Origin of the sequence: Gulosibacter massiliensis, assembly GCF_900626105.1 — a bacterium.
GTDB classification, from domain to species: Bacteria; Actinomycetota; Actinomycetes; order Actinomycetales; family Microbacteriaceae; genus Gulosibacter; species Gulosibacter sediminis.
This window is the reverse complement of record NZ_UYZX01000001.1, coordinates 1124984-1149248: the sequence shown is the minus strand read 5'-3', so window position 1 is coordinate 1149248 and position 24265 is coordinate 1124984. Positions and strand designations below refer to the sequence as shown.

At 66.5% G+C, this 24265-nt stretch carries 18 protein-coding genes and 4 pseudogenes; 5 read left to right on the top strand and 17 right to left on the bottom strand.

The window, feature by feature from the left end; translation table 11 throughout:
* Positions 1-21 precede the first annotated feature (21 nt).
* From EJL01_RS05570 to EJL01_RS05555, 4 genes are read right to left on the bottom strand one after another with little or no spacing between them, the layout of a single operon-like run.
* On the bottom strand, positions 22-1020 hold the full coding sequence (locus tag EJL01_RS05570; RefSeq protein ID WP_125106612.1) for an NAD(P)-dependent oxidoreductase: 999 nt from the start codon (positions 1018-1020) through the stop codon (positions 22-24).
* A gap of 2 nt (positions 1021-1022) precedes the next feature.
* Positions 1023-2657, bottom strand: a complete 1635-nt coding sequence (locus EJL01_RS05565; RefSeq protein WP_125106611.1) for a thiamine pyrophosphate-binding protein — start codon at positions 2655-2657, stop codon at positions 1023-1025.
* Positions 2657-4330 carry an amidohydrolase gene (locus tag EJL01_RS05560; RefSeq protein ID WP_125106610.1) on the bottom strand — a complete coding sequence of 558 codons (1674 nt, stop codon included), beginning with the start codon at positions 4328-4330 and terminating at the stop codon, positions 2657-2659. Before EJL01_RS05560 ends, EJL01_RS05565 begins: the two co-directional genes overlap by 1 nt.
* Positions 4331-4373: 43 nt before the next feature.
* A complete protein-coding gene (locus tag EJL01_RS05555; protein ID WP_125106609.1) occupies positions 4374-5726 on the bottom strand; it encodes an MFS transporter in 1353 nt (450 codons plus the stop codon).
* A gap of 281 nt (positions 5727-6007) precedes the next feature.
* Here EJL01_RS05555 and EJL01_RS05550 point away from each other — a divergent pair, with 281 nt between their 5' ends.
* A complete protein-coding gene (locus EJL01_RS05550) occupies positions 6008-6961 on the top strand; it encodes an Lrp/AsnC family transcriptional regulator (RefSeq protein WP_125106608.1) in 954 nt (317 codons plus the stop codon).
* Between the two features lie 77 nt (positions 6962-7038).
* On the opposite strand, the gene EJL01_RS05545 is transcribed toward EJL01_RS05550, so the two are convergent.
* Both EJL01_RS05545 and EJL01_RS05540 read right to left on the bottom strand, forming a co-directional pair.
* Entirely contained in the window at positions 7039-8067 is a 1029-nt protein-coding gene (locus tag EJL01_RS05545) for a phosphotransferase (protein ID WP_125106607.1), read from the bottom strand.
* Between the two features lie 59 nt (positions 8068-8126).
* Entirely contained in the window at positions 8127-8813 is a 687-nt protein-coding gene (locus EJL01_RS05540; protein WP_125106606.1) for a GntR family transcriptional regulator, read from the bottom strand.
* A 175-nt stretch (positions 8814-8988) separates the two neighbouring features.
* Between EJL01_RS05540 and EJL01_RS05535 the strand changes: the two genes are divergently transcribed.
* Genes EJL01_RS05535 through EJL01_RS05525 form a run of 3 tightly spaced genes read left to right on the top strand, consistent with a single transcriptional unit; the run spans position 8989 to position 13331 of the window.
* Complete coding sequence (locus tag EJL01_RS05535; RefSeq protein ID WP_125106605.1) at positions 8989-10332, top strand: MFS transporter; 1344 nt, start codon at positions 8989-8991, stop codon at positions 10330-10332.
* Complete coding sequence (locus EJL01_RS05530; protein ID WP_241209114.1) at positions 10329-11951, top strand: amidohydrolase; 1623 nt, start codon at positions 10329-10331, stop codon at positions 11949-11951. The genes EJL01_RS05535 and EJL01_RS05530 overlap by 4 nt, the downstream gene beginning before the upstream one ends.
* A 27-nt stretch (positions 11952-11978) precedes the next feature.
* Positions 11979-13331 carry an aspartate aminotransferase family protein gene (locus tag EJL01_RS05525; protein ID WP_241209113.1) on the top strand — a complete coding sequence of 451 codons (1353 nt, stop codon included), beginning with the start codon at positions 11979-11981 and terminating at the stop codon, positions 13329-13331.
* Between the two features lie 95 nt (positions 13332-13426).
* On the opposite strand, the pseudogene EJL01_RS05520 reads toward EJL01_RS05525, so the two are convergent.
* A pseudogene (locus EJL01_RS05520) lies at positions 13427-14206 on the bottom strand (LLM class flavin-dependent oxidoreductase); the annotation flags it as partial.
* 35 nt (positions 14207-14241) lie between these two features.
* Positions 14242-14631: a heavy metal-responsive transcriptional regulator gene (locus EJL01_RS05515; RefSeq protein WP_006215441.1), complete on the bottom strand. Its 390-nt coding sequence runs from the start codon at positions 14629-14631 to the stop codon at positions 14242-14244.
* A 105-nt stretch (positions 14632-14736) separates the two neighbouring features.
* Here EJL01_RS05515 and merA point away from each other — a divergent pair, with 105 nt between their 5' ends.
* Complete coding sequence (gene merA / locus EJL01_RS05510) at positions 14737-16158, top strand: mercury(II) reductase (protein WP_006215442.1); 1422 nt, start codon at positions 14737-14739, stop codon at positions 16156-16158.
* Positions 16159-16528: 370 nt separating this feature from the next.
* On the opposite strand, the gene EJL01_RS13410 is transcribed toward merA, so the two are convergent.
* From EJL01_RS13410 to EJL01_RS05455, 9 genes and pseudogenes are all read right to left on the bottom strand, one after another.
* Entirely contained in the window at positions 16529-17428 is a 900-nt protein-coding gene (locus EJL01_RS13410; RefSeq protein ID WP_040004151.1) for a hypothetical protein, read from the bottom strand.
* A 412-nt stretch (positions 17429-17840) separates the two neighbouring features.
* Positions 17841-18302, bottom strand: a pseudogene (locus tag EJL01_RS13405) (relaxase/mobilization nuclease domain-containing protein); the annotation flags it as partial.
* A complete protein-coding gene (locus tag EJL01_RS05490; RefSeq protein WP_006358982.1) occupies positions 18299-18889 on the bottom strand; it encodes a hypothetical protein in 591 nt (196 codons plus the stop codon). The pseudogene EJL01_RS13405 and the gene EJL01_RS05490, both read right to left, overlap by 4 nt.
* Positions 18886-20306, bottom strand: a pseudogene (locus EJL01_RS05485) (Rep family protein). Before EJL01_RS05485 ends, EJL01_RS05490 begins: the two are co-directional and overlap by 4 nt.
* Positions 20307-20648: 342 nt before the next feature.
* Positions 20649-20897, bottom strand: a complete 249-nt coding sequence (locus tag EJL01_RS05475) for a hypothetical protein (protein WP_125106604.1) — start codon at positions 20895-20897, stop codon at positions 20649-20651.
* Complete coding sequence (locus EJL01_RS05470) at positions 20897-21109, bottom strand: hypothetical protein (RefSeq protein WP_006215449.1); 213 nt, start codon at positions 21107-21109, stop codon at positions 20897-20899. The genes EJL01_RS05475 and EJL01_RS05470 overlap by 1 nt, the downstream gene beginning before the upstream one ends.
* A 181-nt stretch (positions 21110-21290) precedes the next feature.
* Complete coding sequence (locus EJL01_RS05465; protein ID WP_125106603.1) at positions 21291-22727, bottom strand: recombinase family protein; 1437 nt, start codon at positions 22725-22727, stop codon at positions 21291-21293.
* 43 nt (positions 22728-22770) lie between these two features.
* Positions 22771-23025, bottom strand: a pseudogene (locus tag EJL01_RS05460) (LLM class flavin-dependent oxidoreductase); the annotation flags it as partial.
* A gap of 37 nt (positions 23026-23062) precedes the next feature.
* On the bottom strand, positions 23063-24262 hold the full coding sequence (locus EJL01_RS05455; protein WP_193128515.1) for a Fic family protein: 1200 nt from the start codon (positions 24260-24262) through the stop codon (positions 23063-23065).
* Positions 24263-24265: the final 3 nt, after the last annotated feature.

Here is a 24265-nt window from a genome sequence, read left to right as displayed (position 1 = left end):
TCTTTCTCTTCAAAAACTGGGTCAAACTGCGGGGAAAACTGGCTGATTCACGGGCGACTCCGGCGCGCCGGTCTGCGCGAGCGCGACCGCGTTCTGAGCCTGGACGCGCACGTACTCGGCCTCGGTGCGGGTCGAGAAGTAGGCGATGTGCGGGGTGAGTACGACGTCGTCGCGGCCGACGAGCGGATGCTCGGGTCGCGGCGGTTCCTCCTCGAGCACGTCGAGCGCGGCGCCCGACAGCTGGCCCGAGTCGAGGGCCGCGACAAGTGCGCCGTTGTCGATGAGCGCGCCGCGCGAGACGTTGACGAGCAGCGCGCCCCGCGGCATTTCGGCGAGCCAGTCGGCGTCGATCATCCAATCGGTTTCGGGGGTGAGCGGCAGATGAAGCGAGAGCACACCGGATGCGCGGCGCACCTCCTCGAGGCTCGTGCGCGTCACGCCGAGGGCGGCGAGCTCGGCACGCACCCCTTCGTTGACGGGCAGCAGCGGGTCGTACCCGATAACGCGGCCGAACAATGGACCGGCGAGGCGCGCGAACTCGCGGCCGATCTGGCCGAGGCCGAGGATGCCGAGGGTCGTCTCGCTGAGGCGCCGCGGCGGCACGGCGGCCCGTTCGTTCCAGCGCTCCGGCGTCGCCGAGGCCCGGTAGAAGTCGAGCTGCCGAGCCGCGGTGAGCAGCAGCGCGAGCGCGTGCGTCGCGACCTCCTCGGTCGCGGCGCCGGGCACGTTCGTGACCCAGACACCGCGCTCACTCGCGGCCTCGAGATCGACGTAGTCGAATCCCATCGACATGAGCGCGACGAGCTTCAGCTCGGGCAGCGCCTCGATGACCTCGCACGTCGTCGCGGCGTAGCCGGGCAGCAGCACCTCGGCGCCCTGCGCACCCGCGATGATCGCTGCGGGGTCGCGGGTGTCGAGCAGCCGCACCTCATACCCGGCCGACTCGAGCATCCGCACGCCGAGCGAGATGTCGGTGTCGTCGGCATCGGTGTAAACCGCGAGCGGCTTCGACCCGGCCATGGCTAGGCTTCGGGCTCGAAGGCCGACTGCACGATGTGGATGAGCTGCAGCCCACCAGCCGAGACCGCGGCCTCGACCGCGCCCGCAAGCTCGGTGCGGCTGCCAACGCGAACGCCGGTGCCGCCGAACGCGGTGGCGAGGGCCGCCCAGTCGGGCTGCACGAGGTCGACGCCGACGGGTGCGATTGCCGCGTCCGCCTCGTTCTGCTTGATCTCGGCGTAGCCGCCATTGTCGACGACGATGACGGTGACGTCGAGGCGCTGCTCGATCACGGTGATGCACTCGTTCACCGAGAACATGAACGCCCCGTCGCCCGTGACGACGAAGGAGGGCCGATTCGGATCGGCGATGCGAGCACCGAGCGCGGCGGGCAGGCCGTAGCCAAGCGTCGCGTAGGTCGCCATGTACGGCGTCGAGTTCGGGCGCGCGACGACGAGCTCGTTGAGCAGCCCCACGTAGCCGATCTGCGACGAGTCGGTCGCAACGATCGCATCCTCGGGCAGGGCGCTCGCGATGGCCGCGGCGAGCGCCGCGTTCTCGGGTGAACCGGCGGCCGACTCCGCGAGCGCCGCGGCGCGCACCTCGGCCGCGCGGGCTGCCGGGTCGCGGGGCGCGGCGTCGGGCGCGACCTCCGCGAGCGCGGCGTCGAGCGCGGCGAGCGCGACCGACGCGTCGCCGACGATGCCGAGCTGCGCATCCTGGTTCTTGTTCAGCTGCGACTTGAGCAGGTCGATGCGAATGACGGTGCCGCGGGCGTCGAGCCGATCGACCCAGAGCTCGGCCTCGCCGAGCTTCGAACCGACGACGAGCAGCACGTCGGCGTCACGCGCGACCTCGCGCGCCGCGGCAAGGCGCAGGTTGGCGCCGAGCGAGAGCGGGTGGCGTTCGTCGAGCACGCCCTTCGCGTTGAGGGTCGTGACCACGGGGGCGCCGAGTCGCTCGGCGACGGCGCGCAGTTCGGCGGCGGCACCACGCGAGCCACCGCCCGCGAGAATGACGGGGTCGGCGGCATCGGCGAGCAGGCGCGCGGCCTCGGCGATGAGCTCAGCATCGGGCGACGCGGGCGCGTTGAACTCGCGGGCCGCGGTCGCCTCGGCCGAGACCTCGCTGACTTCCTCGAGCAGGTCGAGCGGCACCTCGAGATAGACGGGGCGCGGTCGGCCGGTCGCGAACAGCTCGAACGCGTCGTGGATCGCCTCGACGGCCTCCTCGGCCGTCTGCACGCGGCGGCCCCACTCGACGATCGCGGAGGCGGCGGCGAGCTGGTCCTTCGTCTCGTGCAGGGTGCCGACGTCGGCAAATTCCGCGCCGCGGGCCGGGCCGGGCGCGATGAGGACCATGGGGCGCGACTCGCAGTACGCGGTGCCGGCGGCCGAGAGCGCGTTGAGCAGGCCGGGGCCACTCGTCGTGATGACGACGCCGGGCTTGCCGGTCTGCAGCGACCAGCCGTCGGCCCCGTAGCCCGCGCCCTGCTCGTGGCGCGTGGTGACCGGGCGAATGCCGAGCTGCGCGAGCGGGCGGTAGAACTCGAGGTTGTGGGTGCCCGGAATGCCGAAGACGGTGTCGATGCCGTAGTTCGCGAGCGTCTCGACGACGAGCCAGCCGGTCGTGCGGCGGGCTTCGGTGGTGGTGGTCATCAGTTGTCCTCTCCGACGTAGCGGCGGGTGCCGTCGACCCAAGTTTCGAGCACGTCGATGGCGGCGATCTGCTCGCCGGCGACCTCGAGCGGGTTCGCACCGAGCACGACGAAGTCGGCGCGCTTGCCGGCCTCGAGCGAGCCGAGCTCGGTCTCGCGGCCGAGACTCACGGCGCCCTCGAGCGTGTGGCCGCGCAGCGCCTCGGCGGCGGTGATGCGCAGCGAGTCGGGGCCGAGCTTCGCGCCGCGGCGGGTCACGCGCGTGACGGCGGCCTGGATCGCCTCGAGCGGGCGCGGCTCGGCGACCGGCGCATCCGACGAGATCGTGATCGGCACGCCGGCGTCGCGGAACTCGCCGAGCGGGTTGAAGCGCTCGCCGGGGGTGCCGATCGCCTGCTCGACGCCCTCGCCCCAGTTGTAGTAGTGCTGGGTCTGGTTGACAGGGCGGATGCCGAGGGTCGCCATACGCTCGATCTCGGCCTCGGTCGGCAGGCCGCAGTGCTCGATGCGGTGCCGGGCATCGCTGTCGGGGCGGTCGGCGAGCGCCTGCTCGATCGCGTCGACGACCATCTTGATCGCGGTGGGCGACTGGGCGTGCGTCGCGGTCTGCAGTCCGGCTCCGTGCGCCTTGCGCACGAGCTCGGTGTACTCGCGCGGCTCGTGATAGAGCTGGCCTTTGCGGCAGGGGTCGCCGACGTAGCCGTCGGGGAAGTAGGCGGTCCAGCCGCCGAGCGTGCCGTCGGCGTAGAGCTTGATGCCCGTGGCCGAGAGGAACGCGTTGCCGAACGGGCCCGTGAGCCCGAGGTCGACGACCTGGTCGAGCAGGTGCGAGAGGAAATACATCGAGACGCGAACGTCGAGCGCGCCGCGATCGGCCAACTCGAGGTAGGCCGCAAGCTCGCGCTGCGAGACCTGGGCGTCGCCGAGGGCGGTGACGCCGCCGGCGAGAAACTCGCGCTGCACGAGGTCGAGCTGGCGCTGGTGCTCGGCCGGCGCATCCCCGAGGTGGAAGTTCGGGCCGTGGTGGCCGATCTTCACGCCGTGCAGGCCGGTGAGCACGTTGCACGCCGCGTCCGACAGCTCGCCCGTGAGCTCGCCGTCGGCGTCGCGGAAGAACTCGCCGCCCTCAGGGTTCGGGGTGTCGCGGGTGATGCCGAACTTCTCGAGCGTGAAGGTGTTGACGACGCCGCCGTGGCCCGACGCGTTCATGACGTAGACCTCGCGGTCGGTCGCGACCTGGTCGAGCTCGTGGCGGGTGGGGTGGCGGCGCTCCCCGAGATTGCGCTGCTCGTAGCCGTAGCCGCGAATCGGCACGCCGGCGGGCAGCTTGCCGCCGCCCTCGCGCATCCGCTCGACCAGCTCGGGGATGTTCGCCACCTGCGCGGGCGAGACATCAACCCAGGTGAGCAGCTGGCCGTACATGAGCGGATGCGCGTGGGCGTCGATGAAGCCCGGCACGATCGTCGCGCCCGGGTAGGCGGCCCGCTCGGGCTCGAGTCCGGCCTCGACGGCCGCCGCCTCGACCTCGCTCACGCTGCCGACGGCGAGAATCATGCCGCGGTAGGTGAGCATCGCCTCGGCCTCGGGGTGGGCGTCGTCGACGGTGAGGATCGTCTCGGCGGTCACGATGGTGACCTTCGAGTCGCGGGCGTCGTAGGTGGCGAGCTGTCGCACTGCGGGTTCTTTCTACTGGGTGACGATCGTGGCGGGGTGCGGGCTAGCCGCGCGAGGTGTCGATGGCGGTCGTGTCGGTGCGCGCGTTGAACGAACCGGTGACCGGGGCCTCGTCGGAGTGCTGCGGCGCGAGGAAGGTCGAGACCCACGCGACCACCGATAGGAAGCCGAAGAGTGCGACGACCGACCAGATGTTTCCGGTGAGCGCCATGAGCGCGGCGGCAGTGACGGGCGAGAGACCGCCCCAGACCGCGGCGCCGATGCCGTACGCGAGCGACATCGAGGTGTAGCGCGCCTGCGGCCGGAACATCTGGGTCATGAGCGCCGACAGCGGCGCCCACGTTGCGCTCATGGTGAGGCGAATGCCGATGACGAGGATGTAGATCCACAGCGCGCTGTGGCCCTCGATGGCGAGCACGAGCGGAATCACCAGCACGAACGAGAAGCCAATGCCGAGGAACATGAGTATCTTGCCGCCCCACTTGTCGCCGAGCCACGCGAGCGGCAGGGTGACGATGGCCTCGACGAGCGATGCGATGGTCATGGCGCCGAGAATGACGGATGCGGCGAGGCCGACCGCGGGGCCGGTCGCGTAGCTCTGCACGAACGTCGTGGCGATGTAATAACCACCCGAGGCGATGCCGACCATGCCGAAGCCGAGCAGGATCGGGTACCAGTTGTTCTTGAGCGCGAAGAGCACGGGCGTCGACTGCTGGCGCTCATCAACCTTGGCCTCGAACACCGGCGTCTCTTCGACGCGGTAGCGCACCCAGATGCCGACACCGATGAGCACGATGCTCGCGAGGAACGGCAGGCGCCAGCCCCAGGTGAGCAGCACATCGTCGCCCATGAGGGCGAGGATCCAGAAGGCACCGGTCGCGAGCAGCGCGCCAAGCGGGTTGCCGACCTGTGTGAAGCCGCCGTAGAAGGTCTTGAACTTCGGCGGCGCGCTCTCGACCGACATGAGGCTCGCGCCGCCCCACTCGCCGCCGACGGCGAGGCCCTGCACGAGGCGCAGGACGATGAGCATGATCGCACCCCAGACGCCGATGGTGTCGTAGCCGGGTACGAGGCCGACGAGCACCGTCGCGATGCCCATGATCACGAGGGTCAGCGTCAGCGCCGGCTTGCGGCCGATCTTGTCGCCGATGTGGCCGAAGATGATGCCGCCCAGGGGTCGGGCGAAGAAGGCGACGGCGTACGTGCCGAACGAGGCGAGCGTCGCCATGGCGGGCTCAGCCTCTGGGAAGAAGACGTGCGGAAAGACGATTGCGGCCGCTGTGGCGTAGACGTAAAAGTCGTACCACTCGATCGTGGTGCCGACGGCCGCGGCCATTCCAGATTTCACCGCGCGGCGGTGCGAATACACCTGCGTCGGCGCATTATTCGATGACATGCGATAGCTCCCTTGCTCGCATTGCGCCATGCGAAGCGCAATTGCCATGACAGTAGGACAAATTCGCAAGCTTGCATACGTAAGTCGGCGTCAAACACGTGTCGCCCACCGCTCATTTGCGACACTTCCACGCATTCCAACCATAGAATGAGCAGCAAAGCGACTTCTCACCGAACGTCTGCGATGCTGTTCTGGTAGAGCCACGGTTTTCACGAATTGTTGTGACGACGCGCAATTTCGGGCTCACACCGCCGCAACTGAGCCAAGGACGGGAGGCCGCGATGGCCGCAGAGCACGAACCCCGACGGGCGCCCGGGCGTGAGCTCGAGGTCGACACCTTCGATGCCAACCTGATTCGCGCGCTGCAAGAGGACGGCCGCGCGAGCATCCACGACCTCGCGACGCAGCTCGAGGCATCGCGCGACTACGTGTCGCAGCGACTCCGGCACCTCATCGACCGCGAGGGGCTTCGCATCGTTGCAGCCCTCGACCCGGGCTTCGTCGGCCATCATGTGCTCGTGCACACCCGCGTCGAGGTCGACGGGCCGATCGCGCCGATGTCGCGCGAAATTACCGAGCATCCCGATGCCGTGTTCGTGTCGATCACGAGCGGGGCCCTGCCCCTCGCCGTCGAGTCGCGACACGGCGACCTCGAGGAGCTCCACGCGATGCTCGACCAATTGCGCCGCTTTCCTTCGGTGCGGCGCCTCGCTGTCTCGACCTACGTCGAGATCCTCAAGGGTTTCTTCGTCTCGCACCAGCGCGAGCCCTTCGCCCTCGACAGCGTTGATCACGAGCTCATCTCGGTACTGCAGGGCGACGGCCGCATCAGCTATCGCGCGCTCGCGGAGGCGGTGCACCTCTCGCCGTCATCGGCCCGGGCGAGGGTGCAGCGGCTCATCGACGCCGGCGTCATTCGCATCTCGGCGCTGAAGTCCGGCGGCATCTCGCGCAACCGCCTCGCCATCGGCGTGGGCATCACCGCGTCTGGTGACCCCGCGCCGATCCGGCAGTTCATTCACGACACCCCCGACGTCGACTTCGCGGCGCGCTCGCACGGCACCTACGACTTCATCGCGACCCTGGTCGGCTCGTCGTCGGCGCACCTGCTCACCGTGCTCGACCGGCTCCGGGCGATTCCCGAAGCTGGCTCAATCGACACGTGGATGCACTACGACATCATCAAGGAGGACTACGCCCGCTCGCTCGGCCGCGTGCTCGGGCGGGTTAGCTGAGCGCCGGGCGAATCACTGCGACATCTCATGGCAGGAGCACCTCACCAGATGCATTTCCCCGTCCCGCTGCGCCGTCTTCACTCGCCGCCGACCAACAGATCGGCGAGTTTGTTCTCAAAGTCAGCTCGATCGAGCTCGATGAGTTCACCCAGCGCGGCTGCCGAAGCCCGCGAGCGTGCACGAGCGTAATCCGCCCGGTCACCCTCGGAGCGTGCCGACCACACGCCCAAGTTCACCGCGAGCCTGCCAATTGATGCGGGCAAAAGCACCCGGGCTTCCACCGCAGTGAGCTTCCTTAGACTCCCCCATCCCGCTGCGATCTCTAGGTAGGCAGCGCCGCGATCGCTGGCGTTCCGGCAGCCGTACCCCGCGGCCACGACAAGTTCCGCGACCCGAGGCCCCCACACCATGTCGCCGAAATCCAGCACTCCGCATACGCGGGAAATGCTCTCGTCCACCAAGAGATTTGAGTCGTGCAGGTCATGGTGCACGACCGAAAATGGCAGAGATGAAAAGTGTGGGGCCGCAGACTGCTCGAAAATCTGACGCGCCCTAACGAGCAAGCTCCGATCTTCGCGCGCTGCGCTGCGGATCGAACTATCCAATGAATCTAGAGTGCGCAGCATCTCCCAGGGGTGCGCAACTTGAGCTGGAGGCCGCGGCCATCCGGCAAGGGCCACCGACACTGCGGCGGCCGTACGACCCACGTCCCGGAGAAGCACGCCGCGAAGATTCGCAGATTCGAGCGGTACTCCACGCAGCCACTCGCTCACTTGCACGATCACTTTCCCCTTCGGCGAGGGGCAGACAGCGATCAGGTCTCCCGACACTGTCGCAATCGTGTGCCCGGAGGGGACGCGAACTGCCTCGAGGTGCTCCATCGCCTCAGCCCTCCACCGAGCAAGCTGCACGGCGGCGGCAGAATACAGACTCGCTTTGAAGGCCACCGAGTCGCCGGAGGACAGCGTCACTCGGTACACCGATGACAACTCGCTTGGGAAGTGCTCCATGGCGCTCGGACGAAGACCGTACTCAGCTTCGAGTATTTGACCCACATCAGCCATCGAAAGCACCAGCGACTCGGGTGCGATGGTTTCGGAGTTCATCAAGTTTCCTAACGTCCACAGAAGATGTCAGAAACTGTACCTTTAAATTGATCACCAATCTAACTGGATGGGCGATCAATCAGCCCTAGCAGGTACCGCTCGTTGAACTCGATATGGGCCAAAATCGCCTGCTGCGCCCCAAGGACGTCGCGCTCCATGAGCGCGTCGAAGATGGTCCGATGATCCGCAATGACCTGTTCCGCGCTCCACCCTTCAGCCACCTCACCACCTCGAATCACGGAAAGCGCCATCTCCATCTCCGGGCTCACCTGCGCATAGAAGCCGTCCAGTCGAGGGCTTCCAGACAGGCCCACAACAGCACCGTGGAAGCGAAGGTCAGCGCGCACCATCTCGCGAGAATCGGTGCGATGAGCCGCCTCCTGCAGGGACGAGTAGGCCTCCGACAATCGATCTCGAACGACCGGGGTTGCGAACGGAGCGTTACGAGCTCCCTGGGTTTCTAGAGTTCTTCGCACGGCATACAGGTCACGAACATCCGATGCTCCAAGTCTGCGCACCGTCGCTCCGCGATTGCGCTCATGCACAACCAATCCCTGTGAGGCGAGCATGAGAAGAGCTTCGCGCACGGTGCGCCGCGACACAGCCTTCGAACTTGACAGTTGCACTTCGCGGATCGGCTCGCCCGGTGCGAGTGAGCCATCAAAGATCTCTTCCTTGATTTCAGCCGCAAGCCACTGGGCCACAGACCCGGTGCGCCCGGCGGCTCCCGCTTCAACTTCAGACACGAAAACTCCTTTTGTGACTCACGCGTCATCACGGGCAATTGACCCACGCCAGCCACGCCCAGCCTAAACGCCCAAAGCGCAGCGCTCCGTAGGCATTTTTGCGCTGGACCTTGCGAGCGATGCAACGGTATGCCAGGATCGCCACATTGGTCATCAATCAAGGGAGAGTTGGACCATGACAGCTGACAACGACATCGCGGTATCTGCCTCCGATGCGAGAAAAATCGCTATCAGCGCCTTCGTAGGCACTGCGCTGGAGTGGTACGACTACTTTCTTTTCGGCACAGCCGCCGCAATCGTCTTCAACCGCCTCTACTTCACGACGCTCGATCCCACCGCGGCGCTGCTGGCGTCATTCGCGACGTTTGGCGTCGGCTTTGTGTCACGACCAATCGGAGCGTTGATCTTTGGCGCCATCGGCGATCGCATCGGCCGACGACCGGCACTCATTGCGACGATCGTCATGATTGGGGTGAGCACCGGTCTAATTGGCGTATTGCCTGACTACGTTTCGATAGGAATCGCGGCACCGATCATTCTCGCGGTGCTTCGCTTGCTTCAGGGGTTCGCAGTTGGGGGCGAATGGGGTGGAGCTACGACCATGGCCGTCGAACACTCGCCTATCGAAAAGCGCGGTCGTTACGCCGCCATGGTGCAGTTGGGGTCACCGATCGGCACAATCCTGTCCTCTGGCGCTATCGCACTCGTTCTGATGCTGCCAGCCGAAGCCTTCGATGCGTGGGGCTGGCGCATCCCCTTCCTCGTGGCCTTTCCGCTCCTGCTGGTCGCTCTCTGGATGCGCCGGCAGATGGAGGAATCACCAGTCTTCTTGGAACTTGAGAAGCGCGACGAGGAAAAGCCTCGGATGCCCGCGCTCGCTATCTTCCGCCAAGCGCCGGGCAGAGTCCTTGCAGGCATGGCCGCGAGCATGCTCGGCGTCGGCGGGTTCTATGTGGTCACAACCTTGGTCATTTCGTATGCGACGACTACCGTCGGCGTACCCCGCGAGCAAGTAGTGAACGCGACGCTCATCGCCGCCGTGGGGCAGTTCTTCGCGCTACTGATCTGTGGCCGCCTCGTCGAGCGTTTCGGCGCAGGCAAGATGACCATCGTCGGTAGCGTCGTCACTGCGCTCGCGGCATTCCCCGTATTCGCGCTCGTGAACACGGGCGACCCCGTGCTCATTACCCTGGCCATCTGCCTCGGCACCATGTCCATCGATATTGTGTACGCCGGCACCGGAACCCTCCTGAGTGAAATGTTCCGGCCCGAGTTGCGCTACACCGGCGTCTCCGTCAGCTTCCAGTTCGCAGGCGCGGTCGGCGGCTTCATGCCGATGATCGCCACGGCCCTGCTCGCCGCTTCGGGACAGCAGTACTGGGTCGCCGCAGCCCTACTTGTCGCCATTTGCGCGATCACGGCGGTCGGTGGAGTCTTCGGAACGCGCTTGCGAATCGTCGACCGGGTTGTCGCGGCCGAACAGCACGAGGCGTCAGCAACGACGGCGGTGCAGTCGTGAAGATCGATCTGATTCTCGAAAACGCCTCCATCATCACGATGGACCCCACGCGCCCAACGGCAAATCGAGTTGGGGTGTGGAACGGCCAAATCGTCGGGCTAGATGAGGAACTCGAAGGACTTTCCGCATCCGCATACGTAGACCTCGGTGGCTCCACGTTGATTCCCGGCATCATTGATGCGCACTGCCATACGACTTGGTTCGGACGCACCCTTGTTGAAGCCGACATGCTGGCTCCCGAGACGTTCGACGAAGCCCTGGCCGTATTAGAGGCTCGTGCTGCGGAGACACCCGCCGGCGAATGGATACTCGCTGCCGGGTACAACCAACATCGGTTCGGCGGCCGATACCCGACGATCGAACAGCTCGACGCCATTGCCGATGGGCGACCGCTCGTTATTCGCCAATCGTCGGGTCACGCGGCAATAGCCAACACCGTCGCCATGCAGATGGCAGGAATTCTTGAGTCGCCTGATCCCATCGGAGGCGCAATCGAGCGCGATCCATCCGGGAAGGCCACGGGACGGCTCGAGGAAACTGCCCAAGATCTGGTACTCAACTTGCTGAAGCCATACCGTCGAACGGACGTCATCGATGCCATCGATCGCGCCACGAAGGTGTACGCAAGCGAAGGCATTACGAGCTTCAGCGAAGCGGGCATCGCTGCCGGGTGGATCGGGCATAGCCCCATCGAGATGCGCGCCTATCAAGACGCGGCGGAATCGGGCCAACTCCACGCGCGCGCCCAATTGCTGCCCACCATCGATGCTCTCTCACCAATCACTGGCGCGCCCGGAGATCCGTCGGGGTCGGGATTAGACCTCGGAATCCGATCAGGTCATGGAAGCGACTTCGTTTCGCTAGGCCCGACGAAGGTCTTCGTCGACGGTTCACTCACCGGCCGCACCTGCGCGCTCACGGAGCCCTTCTGCGGCGAGCCGAACAATGTCGGGATGTTGCAATACGAGGAGGACGACCTCAGGCAGCGCATACTTGCGGCCGCGGAGGCGGGTTGGGCTGTCGCAGCGCACGCAATTGGCGACCGCGCCATCGATATCGCGATCGATGTACTCGCAGAGGCCCAGCGTAGGTTCGGACGACCACCCATGCCTCACCGTATCGAGCACGTCAGCTACCTTCGTGACGACCAAGTTCCGCGCCTCGCGGAAGCCGGAATCGCAGTGACTCCGCAAGCGATGTTTGTACGTCACTTCGGAGATGCTTTCCGCGAAAGCCTGGGTGATCGGCGCGCACGAGGCGTGTACCGGGCACGGAGTCTCGTCGATGCAGGCGTCCTCGTAGCGGGAAGTTCTGATCGTCCGTGCATCGACGGCAATCCGTTCGAAGCGATGCGAACGCTCATGGACCGAACGACGTTGACCGGTGCGGTCTTCTCCGCCCACGAACGGGTGACCGCGCAGACCGCGCTCGCGATGTACACGCGCGAGGCAGCCCGTGCAACGGGACGTTCAAGCGAAGTTGGAATGATTCGACCAGGCCTTGCCGCCGACTTCGCCGTACTCGACCGTTCTCCCATCACGAACGACCCGGAACAACTGTCCACCATCCGGGTGCTCGCCACGCTGGTGGCCGGCAACCCCACCCACGGCACGCTGTAACCAGACACGTCCCCGACAGGAGAAACAATGGCAAATCCTTCAAGCACCTCCGGAATCCATATGGCAAACGGGTTCGACCCCGCGGATGGTGGCACGTTGGATCCGGCTGCGGCAGCACTTCTGCACCGGCGCGACAGCGTCCTCGGCCCGTCGTACCGGCTCTTCTACCGGGAACCAATCGCCGCAGAGAGCGCCAGAGGGGTATGGATCCATGGAGTTGACGGGCGCGACTACCTGGATGCGTATAACAACGTCCCGGCAATCGGCCACAGTCACCCCGCTGTAACTGCGGCGGTAACCGCGCAGCTTTCGAAGCTCAACACCCACACTCGCTACCTCACCGAGCCAATCATTCGCTATTCCGAACGGCTTCTCGCGAAGTTTCCTGCTGAGCTCAATCGTGTGACCTACGCCTGCACGGGAAGCGAAGCGATTGATCTCGCGATCCGCACGGCTCGCTCGCAAACCGGCAAACAAGGCCTGATCATTTCCGAGCATGCGTATCACGGCACGACCGTTGCGGCGGCAGGGATTTCTCCCTCGCTCGGACCAAACAATCCGCTCGGCGAGCACGTCGTCACGATTCCGTCAATTGACACTGCGCGTACGCCTGCCGACCAGGTCGCGACCCGTTTGGTGGAGTCAGTGGAGAAGGCAATTCTGACGCTCGAAGAGAGCGGCGCGGGGGTCGCGGCAGTGATTCTCGACTCCATCTTCTCGAGCGATGGAGTGCAGACTTCCCCCAGCGGATTTCTCGCCGACGTGGTTGCGGCCGTGCACCGAGCTGGTGGGCTGTACATCGCTGACGAAGTTCAGCCCGGCTTCGGGCGTACGGGAACATGGTGGGGATTCCAGCATCATGGGATCACCCCCGACCTCGTCGTGCTCGGTAAGCCCATGGGGAACGGACTCCCGATCTCTGCCGTCGTCGGCAGCGAATCGGTACAAGAAGCGTTCGGTTCGCGGGTACGTTACTTCAACACCTTCGGCGGAAACCCCGTGAGTATCGCCGCCGCATCAGCGGTGCTCGATGTCATTGAGGAAGACGGACTCGTCGAACACGCCTCGCAGATTGGCGACAAGCTTCTTGAAGGCTTGAAGGACATCGCTTCTCGGTACGAGCCCGTGATCGATGTCCGGGGCCGCGGCCTGTTTCTTGCGATGGAATTCGGCGCGAACGACGAAACGTGCACCGCCGATCCAGCTCTCGCTGCACGAGTGGTGAACGCAATGCGCGATGAAGGCATTTTGATTAGTGCTTCGGGCCCAGCGGCAGCGGCTCTGAAGATTCGTCCGCCAATGCCGTTCAGCGCAGAGAACAGCGACTTCTTGCTCGAGACACTCGACCGCGTCATCGAGCGAGAGGTCAGAAGCGCTTAGCAACGTTATTTCACGGATGGGCGTAGTCGATGTCGGCGACTACGCCCATCCGTGCGCCCTCGCGCCCGGGCGAGTGCTCAGCCTGGATGCCGTCGCTAGCCGAGCGCCGGGCGAATTTCACGCGAGATGACGTCGAGCTGGCGCAGGTTGAAGTCGACGCCGAGTGCGTTCGGCACTGTGACGAGCACCGTGTCAGCTTCTTGCACCGCCGCGTCCTGGCGCAGCTGCTCGACCAGCGCATCCGGCTCGCCGATGTAACTGCGGCCGAAGCGCGCGATCTCGCCGACGTCGATGTAGCCGACCTGGTCGACCGACTCAGCCTGCGCGCGTACACCGAAGTAGCGGCGTGACTCGTCGTCGATGATCGGGATGATGCTGCGCGACACGCTCACGCGCGGGGTGCGGGCGTGCCCGGCCTCGCGCCAGGCCTCGCGGAACTGGCGAATCTGCTCGGCCTGCGCATCCCCCATCTCGGCCCCGGTGTCTTCGGTGAGCAGGGTGGAGGACATGAGGTTGACGCCCTGCTCGGCGGCCCAGACGGCCGTCTTGCGCGAGCCAGCACCCCACCAGATGCGGTCGCGCAGGCCCGGCGACTGCGGCATGACCGGCTGCGCGTCGACCGAGTGCGAGCGGCGCGGGTCGGGGTTCGCGACGCCGGCGCCATCGATGGCGCGCAGGAAGATGTCAGTGGCGTGACGGGCCATGTCGGCACCGTCGGTGTCGCCGTCGTCGGGGATGTGCCCGAACGCGCGGTAGCCCGCGATGACCGGCTCGGGTGAGCCGCGGCTCACGCCGAGCTGCAGGCGACCGTCGGCGATGAGGTCGGCGACCGCCGCGTCCTCGGCCATGTAGAGCGGGTTCTCGTAGCGCATATCGGGGTTGTAGCGTTGGAGTCATTGGCTACCGTCGTCTACAAGTACCTACACACTTGATCGGTGCTGCACGTTTCAGGGTCCGGGTGCGCGGCGTCCTGTCTGAGGTCCGCGATAGTGTCGCGCAGCACGGAGAGCTGCGCGATCTGCTGCTCGATCTCAGCGAGGCGCACGTCAAGCAGGTCGCGCACGTGCTCGCAGGGCGCATGGCCGCCGTCGCGGATGTCGAGGATCTGGCGGATCTGGGCGAGGGTGAGGCCCGCGGCCTGGCCGCGGTGGACGAAGTCGATCCGGGCGACCGTCTCGGGTGCGTAGTCGCGATAGCCGGACTGCGTGCGCTCGGCCGGCGGAAGCAGCCCCTGCCCCTCGTAGAAGCGGAGCGTCTTCGCCGTGGTGCCCGCGCGTTCGGCGAGTTCTCCGATGCGCATCGCGGCCTCCGATCGTTCGGCAGGAGCAGGCTTGACCTTCCCCTGCACTGGAAGGTCCAGTATGGCTGAGACAGAGCAGAAAGCCAAGGACTGACAGGAGCAGCGATGCCTACCAAGTACGACCTCGCCATCATCGGATCCGGAGGCGGAGCATTCGCCGCCGCCATCCGTGCGACCACGCTCGGCAAGTCGGTGGTGATGATCGAGCGCGGGACGCTCGGCGGCACCTGCGTGAACACCGGCTGCGTGCCGTCGAAGGCCCTCATCGCCGCTGCCGACACCCGTCACGTCGCCGCCGACGCTTCAGGCCGGTTCCCGGGGATCGCGGCGACGGCTGAGACAGTGGACATGCCTGCGCTGATCGCCGGGAAGCAGGCGCTGGTCGAGTCGCTGCGCGGCGAGAAGTACGCCGACGTCGCCGACTCCTACGGCTGGCAGGTCCGCCGCGGCGATGCATCGTTCGCCGGCGGCCCAGACGCCCCGGTACTGGAGATCATCGCCGGCGACGGGACGGTCGAGACCATCGAGGCCGACCACTTCCTGGTCGCGACTGGTTCTCGCCCGTGGGCTCCGCCGATCGACGGCCTGGAGGAGACCGGGTACCTGACCTCGACCACGGCAATGGAACTCGCTGAGGTTCCTGAGTCGTTGCTGGTGCTCGGCGGCGGCTACGTCGCCCTGGAGCAGGCGCAGCTGTTCGCTCGCCTCGGCTCGCAGGTCACGCTGCTGGTGCGGTCCCGGCTCGCCTCGAAGGAGGAGCCGGAGGTGTCCAAGGCGCTTCAGGAGGCGTTCGCCGACGAAGGCATCCGCGTCGTCCGCCGCGTGGTGCCCACCCGGGTCTCCCGCGGCACGGGAGGCGAGGCCGTCGTGACCGCCGACGTGTCCGGCGACTCGCAGGAGTTCCGCGCCGAGCAGGTGCTCGTCGCCCTCGGACGCCGTCCCGTCACCGATGGCCTGAACCTCGATGCGGTCGGGGTGAAGACCGGGGACTCCGGCGAGGTGGTCGTCTCCGACCGGCTGCGGTCCTCGAACCCGCGGATCTGGGCCGCGGGCGACGTGACCGGGCACCCCGAGTTCGTCTACGTCGCCGCCCACCACGGCACCCTCGTCGCCGAGAACGCGTTCGCCGACGCCGATCGTGCCGTCGACTATTCCCGCCTGCCGCGGGTGACGTTCACCGGGCCCGCGATCGGAGCGGTCGGGATGACCGAGAAGGAAGTGCTTGCTGCGGGGATCCGCTGCGATTGCCGCGTCCTGCCGCTGCACCACGTGCCCCGCGCGCTGGTCAACCGCGACACCCGCGGGTTCATCAAGATCGTCGTGAACGCCGACACGAACGAGATCCTCGGCCTGACCGCCGTCGCCAAGGACGCCGGAGAGCTCGCCGCCGCCGGTGTCCACGTGCTCGGCAAGACCGTCGCCGAGATCGCCGACGCCTGGGCTCCCTACCTGACGATGGCCGAGGGCATCCGGATCGCCGCGAAGGCCTTCACCACCGACCCGTCGCTGCTGTCGTGCTGCGCATGACCGGCAGCGCAGGCAATCGGGGAGATCTCATCCTGAAGAGGTGCAGACGACGAGCGCCGATCAGGACCGCGACGAACGGCGCGCCGGTCCCGTCGTCGCTGCAGGGACCGGACTGCTCTTGCTGGCATGCTGCGCGCTTCCGTTGCTGCTCTGTTGCGGCCTGCCGCTCATCGCGGCGGGCGGAGCACTCGCGGGCGTCGGTGGGCTCCTCGGTAACCCCTGGATCATCGGTGCCGGGATCGCCGTCGTGATGGCCGTCACGGCGGGGATGCTCGTCAGGTTAGGGCGGCGGCACCGAGGCCGCAGGACCGGCTGCTGCGAAAATCCTTCGACCGCTGATCGGAACCGGTAGCTCGAGCGGATCCAGCCATCATCGCCACCTCGGCCACTTCGGCACCCCGCGACCCTTCCACGTCTCCACGAGACCGGCGGCCGAGCGGACGGACGCGAAGAGCCCGTAGCCGGCCCCGGCGAGACCCACGGAGACCACGAGCCAGCGCCCGATGCCGAGCCAGATGCGCCCGTCCACGTCGAGCGCCCACTGAGCGCCCGTGATGAGACCGGCGATGCCCATCCAGAGCCCGGCGACGACCACGACCACCGGCAGCAGGGCGAGGCACATCGCAGCGGCGGCCGACCAGAGCTGACGCGCTTCGAGCTTCGCCGTCGCCGCCATCATCCGCTCGGCGCGCTCGTTCGAGGCGTCGAGGTTCGCGGTCATCGTGGCCGAGGCCTCCCCGGCGACCTGCTCGACGGCCTTCTCGACCCGCTCCTCAGTACGCTTCTCGATCCGCTGCACCGCGCCGCCGACCTGGCTCACAAGCTTCTGGTTCGTTGTGGCCTGCACCTTCAGACCCTCAATCGCCGAGGCCGTAGCCGCGCGATTCTTCTGCGCCTCCGCGACCAAGGTTCGCGACGCGGCGTTCAAGCTCTCGCCGTTGAGACTCTGCGCGAACTCGCCGAGCGTGCTCGCGATCTCGTTCTGCCTGCTCTCGATACTCGCGATCCTCGCGGACACGTCGCTGGAGGGCGAGGAGGTCGACGCCGGGGTCGTGATCCGCTCCAGCCGCCTCGTCGTCTCCTCGTCCATGACCTTCACGAACCCCGCGAGCTTCTTCTGCTGCTCGGTCAGCGTGGCAATCCTCGTATTCTGCGCCTCGACGGCGGCGAGGATCGAGGTCAACAGCTCCATCGTCTCCGGACTGCCGAGCGGCTGCGGCGACTGCACGGGCCCGTTCTGCTGCTTCAGCCTGTCGAGCGCTGCGCTCATGTTCCTGCTCCTTCTGCTGCTGGTGGTAGTCGAAGAACGCCTGCGCGCCCTCCGGGGTGAAGTCCGCCGAGAGCGCGCTCGCGCGTTTGCGGCGATCGGCGCGGCCGGACTCGCCGCGGCGGTCCTCGATGTAGAGCGTCCAGGTCTCCTGCCCGGCGCGCTTGCCCTTCTTGCTGACGGGGCTGTGCAGCCGCATCCTCGGCACACGTTCCCCGGCGTCGTCGAGCTGCTGGTTCTGCTCCTCGATCACCGCTTCGAGACCGGCCTTGTCCACCACGCGGGGGTCGGCCAGTGCGGCGCTCATCCGGTCACCCATCTCGCGGTCGAGCCCGCCCTCCGCGAAGTCCTCGCGGCGCAGCTCCCAGTCCTTCGGCGCGTGCTCCAGCCGCTTCACGACCGAGAGCCCGTGCTCTCGCATCAGCTCGTCGTTCGCCGACTGCACGCCCCGCTGGTTCCCGGCCTTGCGATCGTGGAACGTCCGGTAGTCCGAGAGCGCCTTTCCGGTCCGGTTGCTGTGATTGATGACCAAGATGTGGTTATGCGGCTTTCTGCCCCGGCCATCCACGTGACTGACCACGAGGCAGTCCGAGTCGGGGTGCATCCTCTTCGCGAGCTGATAGCCGAGATCGTTCACCCGCTGCACGTGCTCCGGGTTCTTCGGGTCGAACTCCTCGTCGCTGAAAGACTGCCGGTAATGCAGCGCCTCGACCTCGCGCGTGGTGTTCTGCGTGAGCGCCCGTGCGCGCGCCGAGAATGCGCCAGGGCCTCCCGGCACTTCGCACGTGATCGCGACGCCCCGCTCGTCCTCCTTCCCGCGGATATAGCGCTCGGTGTCGGCGGCGCTGGTGCTCGGGCTGTAGTGGGTGGTGCTCATGCGGCCGTCCGATCCCCGAGCAAGGCGCGGACCTCGCGCAGCAGCTCGATCAGCTCGGGCACCTCCGACGACAGCGCCACCGCCTCACCGGCGCGCGCGCGGCGATCCAAGTCGTTGACGTTGATCGCCAGCGGGCGCACCTGGGCAGCCAGCTCACGAGCGTCCGCCGACGCCTGCACACGCGCCTCGACCCCGAGCAGGTGCGCCGCCACGGCGGCGTCCAACTCCTCCGAGCGGGAGGCGTGGAGGGCATCGCGTACGACGGTCCGTACCCACGTGCTCGGAGCCAGCCCGAGCCGCTTCGCACGAGTGCGAAGCGCCGCGAGCGTCTCCTCCCCGAAGTCGGTATCGAGCTTCGCGCGGCCCCCACGACGACGCTTCGCGCCGCCGTGACTCTGACGCACAGCCTCCGCATCAGCCCGACCGGTGTTCACCTGGGAGTCGGTCTGCTGCTCCACCTGTACGCCAGAGTGGCAAGCAGTAGGCCTGTCGGACACATCGCTGACGCTCGTGTCCTCCAGCCCTGCTTGCGAGGGGCCTCCGGCCCCCTCGACCCCCTGGAAGAGCGAATGCTGATCGGTGCTCATGCGGCACCTTCGATCAGCGCCAGCGGCACGTCCGGACTTCGCACCGCGAGCCCGCTGAGCAGCTCCGCGACCGCACCGTCCGCGTCGTGTTCCGCCGAGGTCTCCGGACCGTACGTCAGTTCCCGCGACCCGGCGTTCTGGTGGTACGCGTTGCCGTACATGCCGGGCGTGTGCGCGGCGGTCGGGATGCTGCACTGGTGCCACTCGTAGGGCTCGATCTTCCCGATGTGCTGCACGAGGTAGCGGTTGATGTCGTCGGCGCGGTAGACCTTCACGACCGACGCCAGGCGGCGGATGAACTGGTCCAGCGCCTCGTCCACGTTGCCCTTCTGGCGGGCGTAGTAGAAGAACTCGACCGGCTCGATCGTCGCCGTAATCACGATGAGGCGCGGAGCCACCTCGCCCTTGTTCTTGTACCGAGCCTTCGCAGGCGAGGCGTTATACGGATCGAGCAGCAGCAGCCAATCGTTCGCGTCCATCGCCGAGGCCCGCAGATCGTCCAGCAGCAGCACCTCCTCGCCCCGCCAGTCATCCAATGGGTTCCCCGTCGCGGCACGGTAGACCTGCCACCGCTCGCCATGTGCATTGGCCGCGCTAATCGCCTCGGTGATGAAATCCGTTGCGAACCGAGTCTTGCCGATCCCGGCATCCCCGTGGACGAACACCACGTGCGTCGAGAAGGCACCGGCGCGCAGCTTCGCGGCCGCCCGGTACGCGCGGCGCTGGCCGTAGGCCGACAGCGCGTCGTCGATCTCCCGCTGATGCCGCGAGTAGATGTCGAACAGTTCGTCCGTGAGCATGATCTGATCCCGCGTGATTTCGCCCTGCAGCACCCGCTCCCGCATGTCCTCGAAGTTCTCCGCGACGACCTTCTTCTTCACGTGGGCGCGCCCCTTGAGCCAGGTCTCCCGGCGCTGGGCGTCGATCCCGAGGTAGTCCGGCCCGCGCACCGTGGCGACCTCCGACGGCGCGTACTGATGCTTGTCCGCATACTTCACGTGAGTCAGGTACGACAGCATGTTGTCGAAGGCGTACCGACCGCGGCCCGGCTTCTCGACGTACTGGGCTCGACGCCGATGCCGAACGCGAGCCGATCCAGCGGCGCGCTCTTCGCACGGCTGGCGAACTTGATGACCGCGTGCAGGTGATCGGGCTTCGGCTCGACCACCAGAGCCTTCTCCGTGTCGCTCCAGACCTCGCGCTCATCCTTGTCGTGCACGATTCCGTAGGCCTCGATGACCTCGCAGCCGATGGCCTCGAGCCGCTGCGCGACGTAGGCGAGGATCGCCCCGGCTCCCTGCTCGAGCAGCGCGGCCCCGTTCGGGTCCTCGGCAGCCCAGGTCCAGTACGACGGATCGAGGTACTGCGTGAGCCCGATGCTCGTCGGGTTGTTCTCCTGCTTAGCCACGGCGACCACCCCCGTCGCAGGCGGCGTGGAGGGCCGCAGAGGGGGTGCGGCGCCTAAATGACCCCGTATTGACCCCCAAATGAGACCTCAAATGAACCCGCGAGGCGACGCGACGCAGCGAAGACGGAATCGGCTTCTGACCAGGCGCGTTGTTGCAAGGCGCGGCAATCGACAAGCCCTTGCCGCGCCCGTAGGAACGAATGAGGCCCCCGAAACTCTTGGAGTGCGAAGCACGGCTGCGGACCGTCATCACGGCGATGGGCAGCCCGCCTTCGGCGGGTGCCAGGCCAGGCCCTCCGGGCGGGGTCAGGTCGGCGGGTGCGGTGCTGAGGTTGCGTGCGTCGGCGTGCATCAGCGACCACCGCCCCGGCCGTAGCGCTTGATGACAGCCGGATGCGTGACGCCGAGGGCGTCGCCGATCCTGGCCCAGGTCACCCCGTCGGCGCGGGCGTCGGCGACGGCGATCTCGACGGCCTCCTCCAGCACGGAGCGGAGCACGCCGAGGTCGTAGAGCTGGGCCTCGCCATCGGCGAGGGACGGGTCGCCCTGTCGCCAGCGGAAGCTGGTCAGGTGATCGAAGGCGGCGGAGTTCGCGCTCATCAGCGACCACCGCCCATCACGGCGGCGACGGCGGCGCGCTGTCGCGGCGTCAGCGGAGTGAGTGCCAGGCGCTCACCGGCTCGGCGACCGGCGGCGCGGGCGGCGGCGATGACGGGATCGAGCCCATCAGCATGCGGAACGGGAGACGAGTCCTGATCGAGAGCAGGGCAGTCAAGCGCGGATGCGCGGGGAACGTCGATAACGACAGACATCGGAAGTCCTCAGATATGAGTATCTTCCGGTTCCCCGCCACGGTAGTTGGGCTGTTTGACCGGCTACTCATCCGGGAGCAGAACCCCGCGCTTCTAAGTCGCGGCCCCGGTGGGATCTTCTTGTCTGCAACCACTCTCCCACGAGTCGACTCACCATTGCAATGACGAGTTGACTCATGAGTCAGTCGCGACGCGGCTCTATGCGAATGAGGTCGGGGTCGAACTTCACGTGACCGGGCGCGATGGGCTCGATGGTCACAGTCACCAGCTCGTCCACGAGCATCCGGCGGCGGTCTATGTCCAACGCCTTCCACTTCGACTCGACAACCTCGCGACGCTCCGCGGTGCCGACCGCCTCCTCCACGTCTGCCAGCAGCTTCGCCGCCACGGATACCGAGCGGTCGAGCAGCTCCGCGTCGATCTCGTCGATGCGGACCTTCACGTCGGTGATCGCCGCGGTGATCTCCAGGACCGGCTGATGGATGTCGCGCAGCAGCGGGCTCAGCTCCTTTACGCGCTCGACCAGGGCGTTCCGCTCGGTCAGCAGCTCCTCGCGGTCCGGCCCGTCGTCCTCCTGCGGCATCACGAGGTCGTGCACGTCCACCGACGACAGGCGGGTGAGCACTGCCTCGGTGACCATCGCATCGACGGGCTCGCGTTGGCGGGTGAGGTGGAACTGCTCGCCGCAGCGATACGTCGGCTGCTTGCGGCTGTTCGTCCCCGAGACGAGCGTCGCACCGCACTTCCCGCACAGCCCGATCGTCGACAGGAGGTATTTCGGCTGGTTGCCCTGCCTGGCCGACCTCCGCACGTTGTCCTCCAGCTTCGCCACCGCGGTCCGCCACGTCTGCTCGCTGACGATGGGCGGGAACGCCTCGCCCTGCACCGGGTACAGCTCGCCGGATGCGTAGTGCTTGATGTAGCCACAGTAAAGCGGGTTCGCGAGCAGGTAGCGCACGGCATCGACGGAGAATTCCGAGCCGCGGGCGGTGAGGTGACCAGCGCTGTTCAGGTCCTCGCGGATGCGCCGGATCGACAGCGACGGCTCGCCGAGGAACGCGTCGAAGGCCCGCCGAACCGCGTCGGCCTCTTCCTCGATCAGCTCACCCTCCCTCGACCATCCGAACGCCTTCCAGGCGGACGTGGGGATGCCCTCGGCACGTCGGCGCTCGTTCGACCTGATCTGTCGCTCGGCCTTGCGACGCGCCTCGAACCGGGCGAGAGCGGCGAGCATCGTCGCCCGGAACTCGCCGTCCGCCGTCGAGAGATCGATCTCGCCGTCCACGGTGACGACGCGCAGACCGAGGTCGATCAGCGTGTTCAGGTCCTTCGTGCTGCGCAGGAGCCGGTCCATGTCCACGGCGACCACCATCGAGAACCGGCCCGCGCGGGCGTCGTCCAGCATCTCGGCCCACCGGGTGCCAGCGCGGCGCTTCTTCGTCGCCGACACCGCGTTGTCCTCGTAGACCTCGACGACGTTCCAGTCCTTGGCCTCGGCCAGCGCCCTGATCTTCCTCAGCTGCGTATCGACCGTCCAGCGGTCGCCCTTGCGGTCCATGGAGGCGCGGACGTACGCGGCCACCTCGTTCGTCTTCCTCAGCGCTACCAGTTCGACCATGCAACCAAGCTTACGTGAACGGGCGTTGCAACCACGATATGCGGTAGCGCATGTCGATGACGCCCGTGCCGAGTTCGATCTTCGACGTGCGCGCGCCGATCGCGCTGAGCAGCGGGAACGGCGCCGAGTGCTGCTGCGCGAAGTGGTGCACGCGGAAGTACGCGCCGTCGATGCCGACCTCCTCCGCGCCGACCGCGAGGTCGATTGCCTGGTGCAGGACGTCGCTTGCGGTGCGCACCTGCGAGCCGGGCACGTCCATCCAGTGCCCGAACGAGAGAAAGCCGATCTTGGTTGCCATGTTGATGCAAACGCATTCGCCGCGCGGGTATTCCAGGTTACGTACCCCGCGTCAGGGCCGCCATGACTCGAGGGGCGAAGAACCGTCGTCCGTACGATTGCTCAGGCATCTGCTCCAGTACGCCAATTTCGATGAGTTGTCCGATGAGCTTGTTTACTCGTTGATATGACAAGTTGAGTGCATCAGTGGCCCGCTTTGCCGTGAACGACGGGTTCGCGACAGCAAAATCGACTAAGGCATGCGCTGAGTCGGCCCGGATACTCGAGGCACGGATCTGGTCCTTGAGCTCGGATTGCACCTGCACAAGCTCGTTCATTTGGCGCAGTGTCTGGTCGGCAGCCGCCTGGAGGCCGCGCGCGAAGAAAGCTATGAACCCATCCCAATCACCGTCGGTGCTCACTGCGAGCAAACGGTCGTAATACTCGGCACGTCGCGCCTCAAACCATGGCGAAACTGTCAGTGTCGGTTCGGTAAGCACGCCAGCATGTAAAAGCTGCAACACAATCAAGAACCTGCCAAGTCGACCGTTTCCGTCACGGAAGGGGTGCAGTGTCTCAAACTGATAATGCGCCATCGCAGCAACAACAACCGGGTCGATTTCACCAGCGTGATCTGTCTGCATCCAATCGGCCAAGTCCCGGAGACTCGCTTCAAGAGAGAGCCCCGGCGGTGATGGAACGAACCTCGCTGCATGCACAGGGAAACCACCGATCGGCGCATCCGCCCGACGTCCAATCACGACCTGCCTCTGACGAACTCGCCCTGACTCTTCGGCAAGCGGCGTGCCTTGCATCAGGATGCCCTGCATCGAGCTTAAGAAACTGACCGATATTGGTCGCCCCTGTGTGACTTCATGAAAGCCGCTGTTCGCCATCAGTACATAGTTGAGGACTTCCATGAGTTCGGGCGTACGTGGGCGCTCCTCGTCGGCGGTGAGCACCGCTTCCAATGGTGCGTAAGTGCCCTCGAGCGCCGACGTACTTTGGGCTTCGCGTTGGAGTGCTGGGTAGCGCAGGAGCTGCGGATTGGGCAGCTGCCGCGCTGTGCTGTCGAGTGCCGCGAGGGAGGCGCGAGCATCGGCGACCGCGAGAAACGTCTTCCCCTGGAGACTCGGTGACTGCGAGGGGAGCGGCGCTGGCACAAACGCCTTGTGCGCCCAGTCACCCAACAAGGCATCAGACCCTTTGATGGGGAGTAGTGCACCCATGTGCTCGTTTTGGAACAATGTCAGATCCACAAC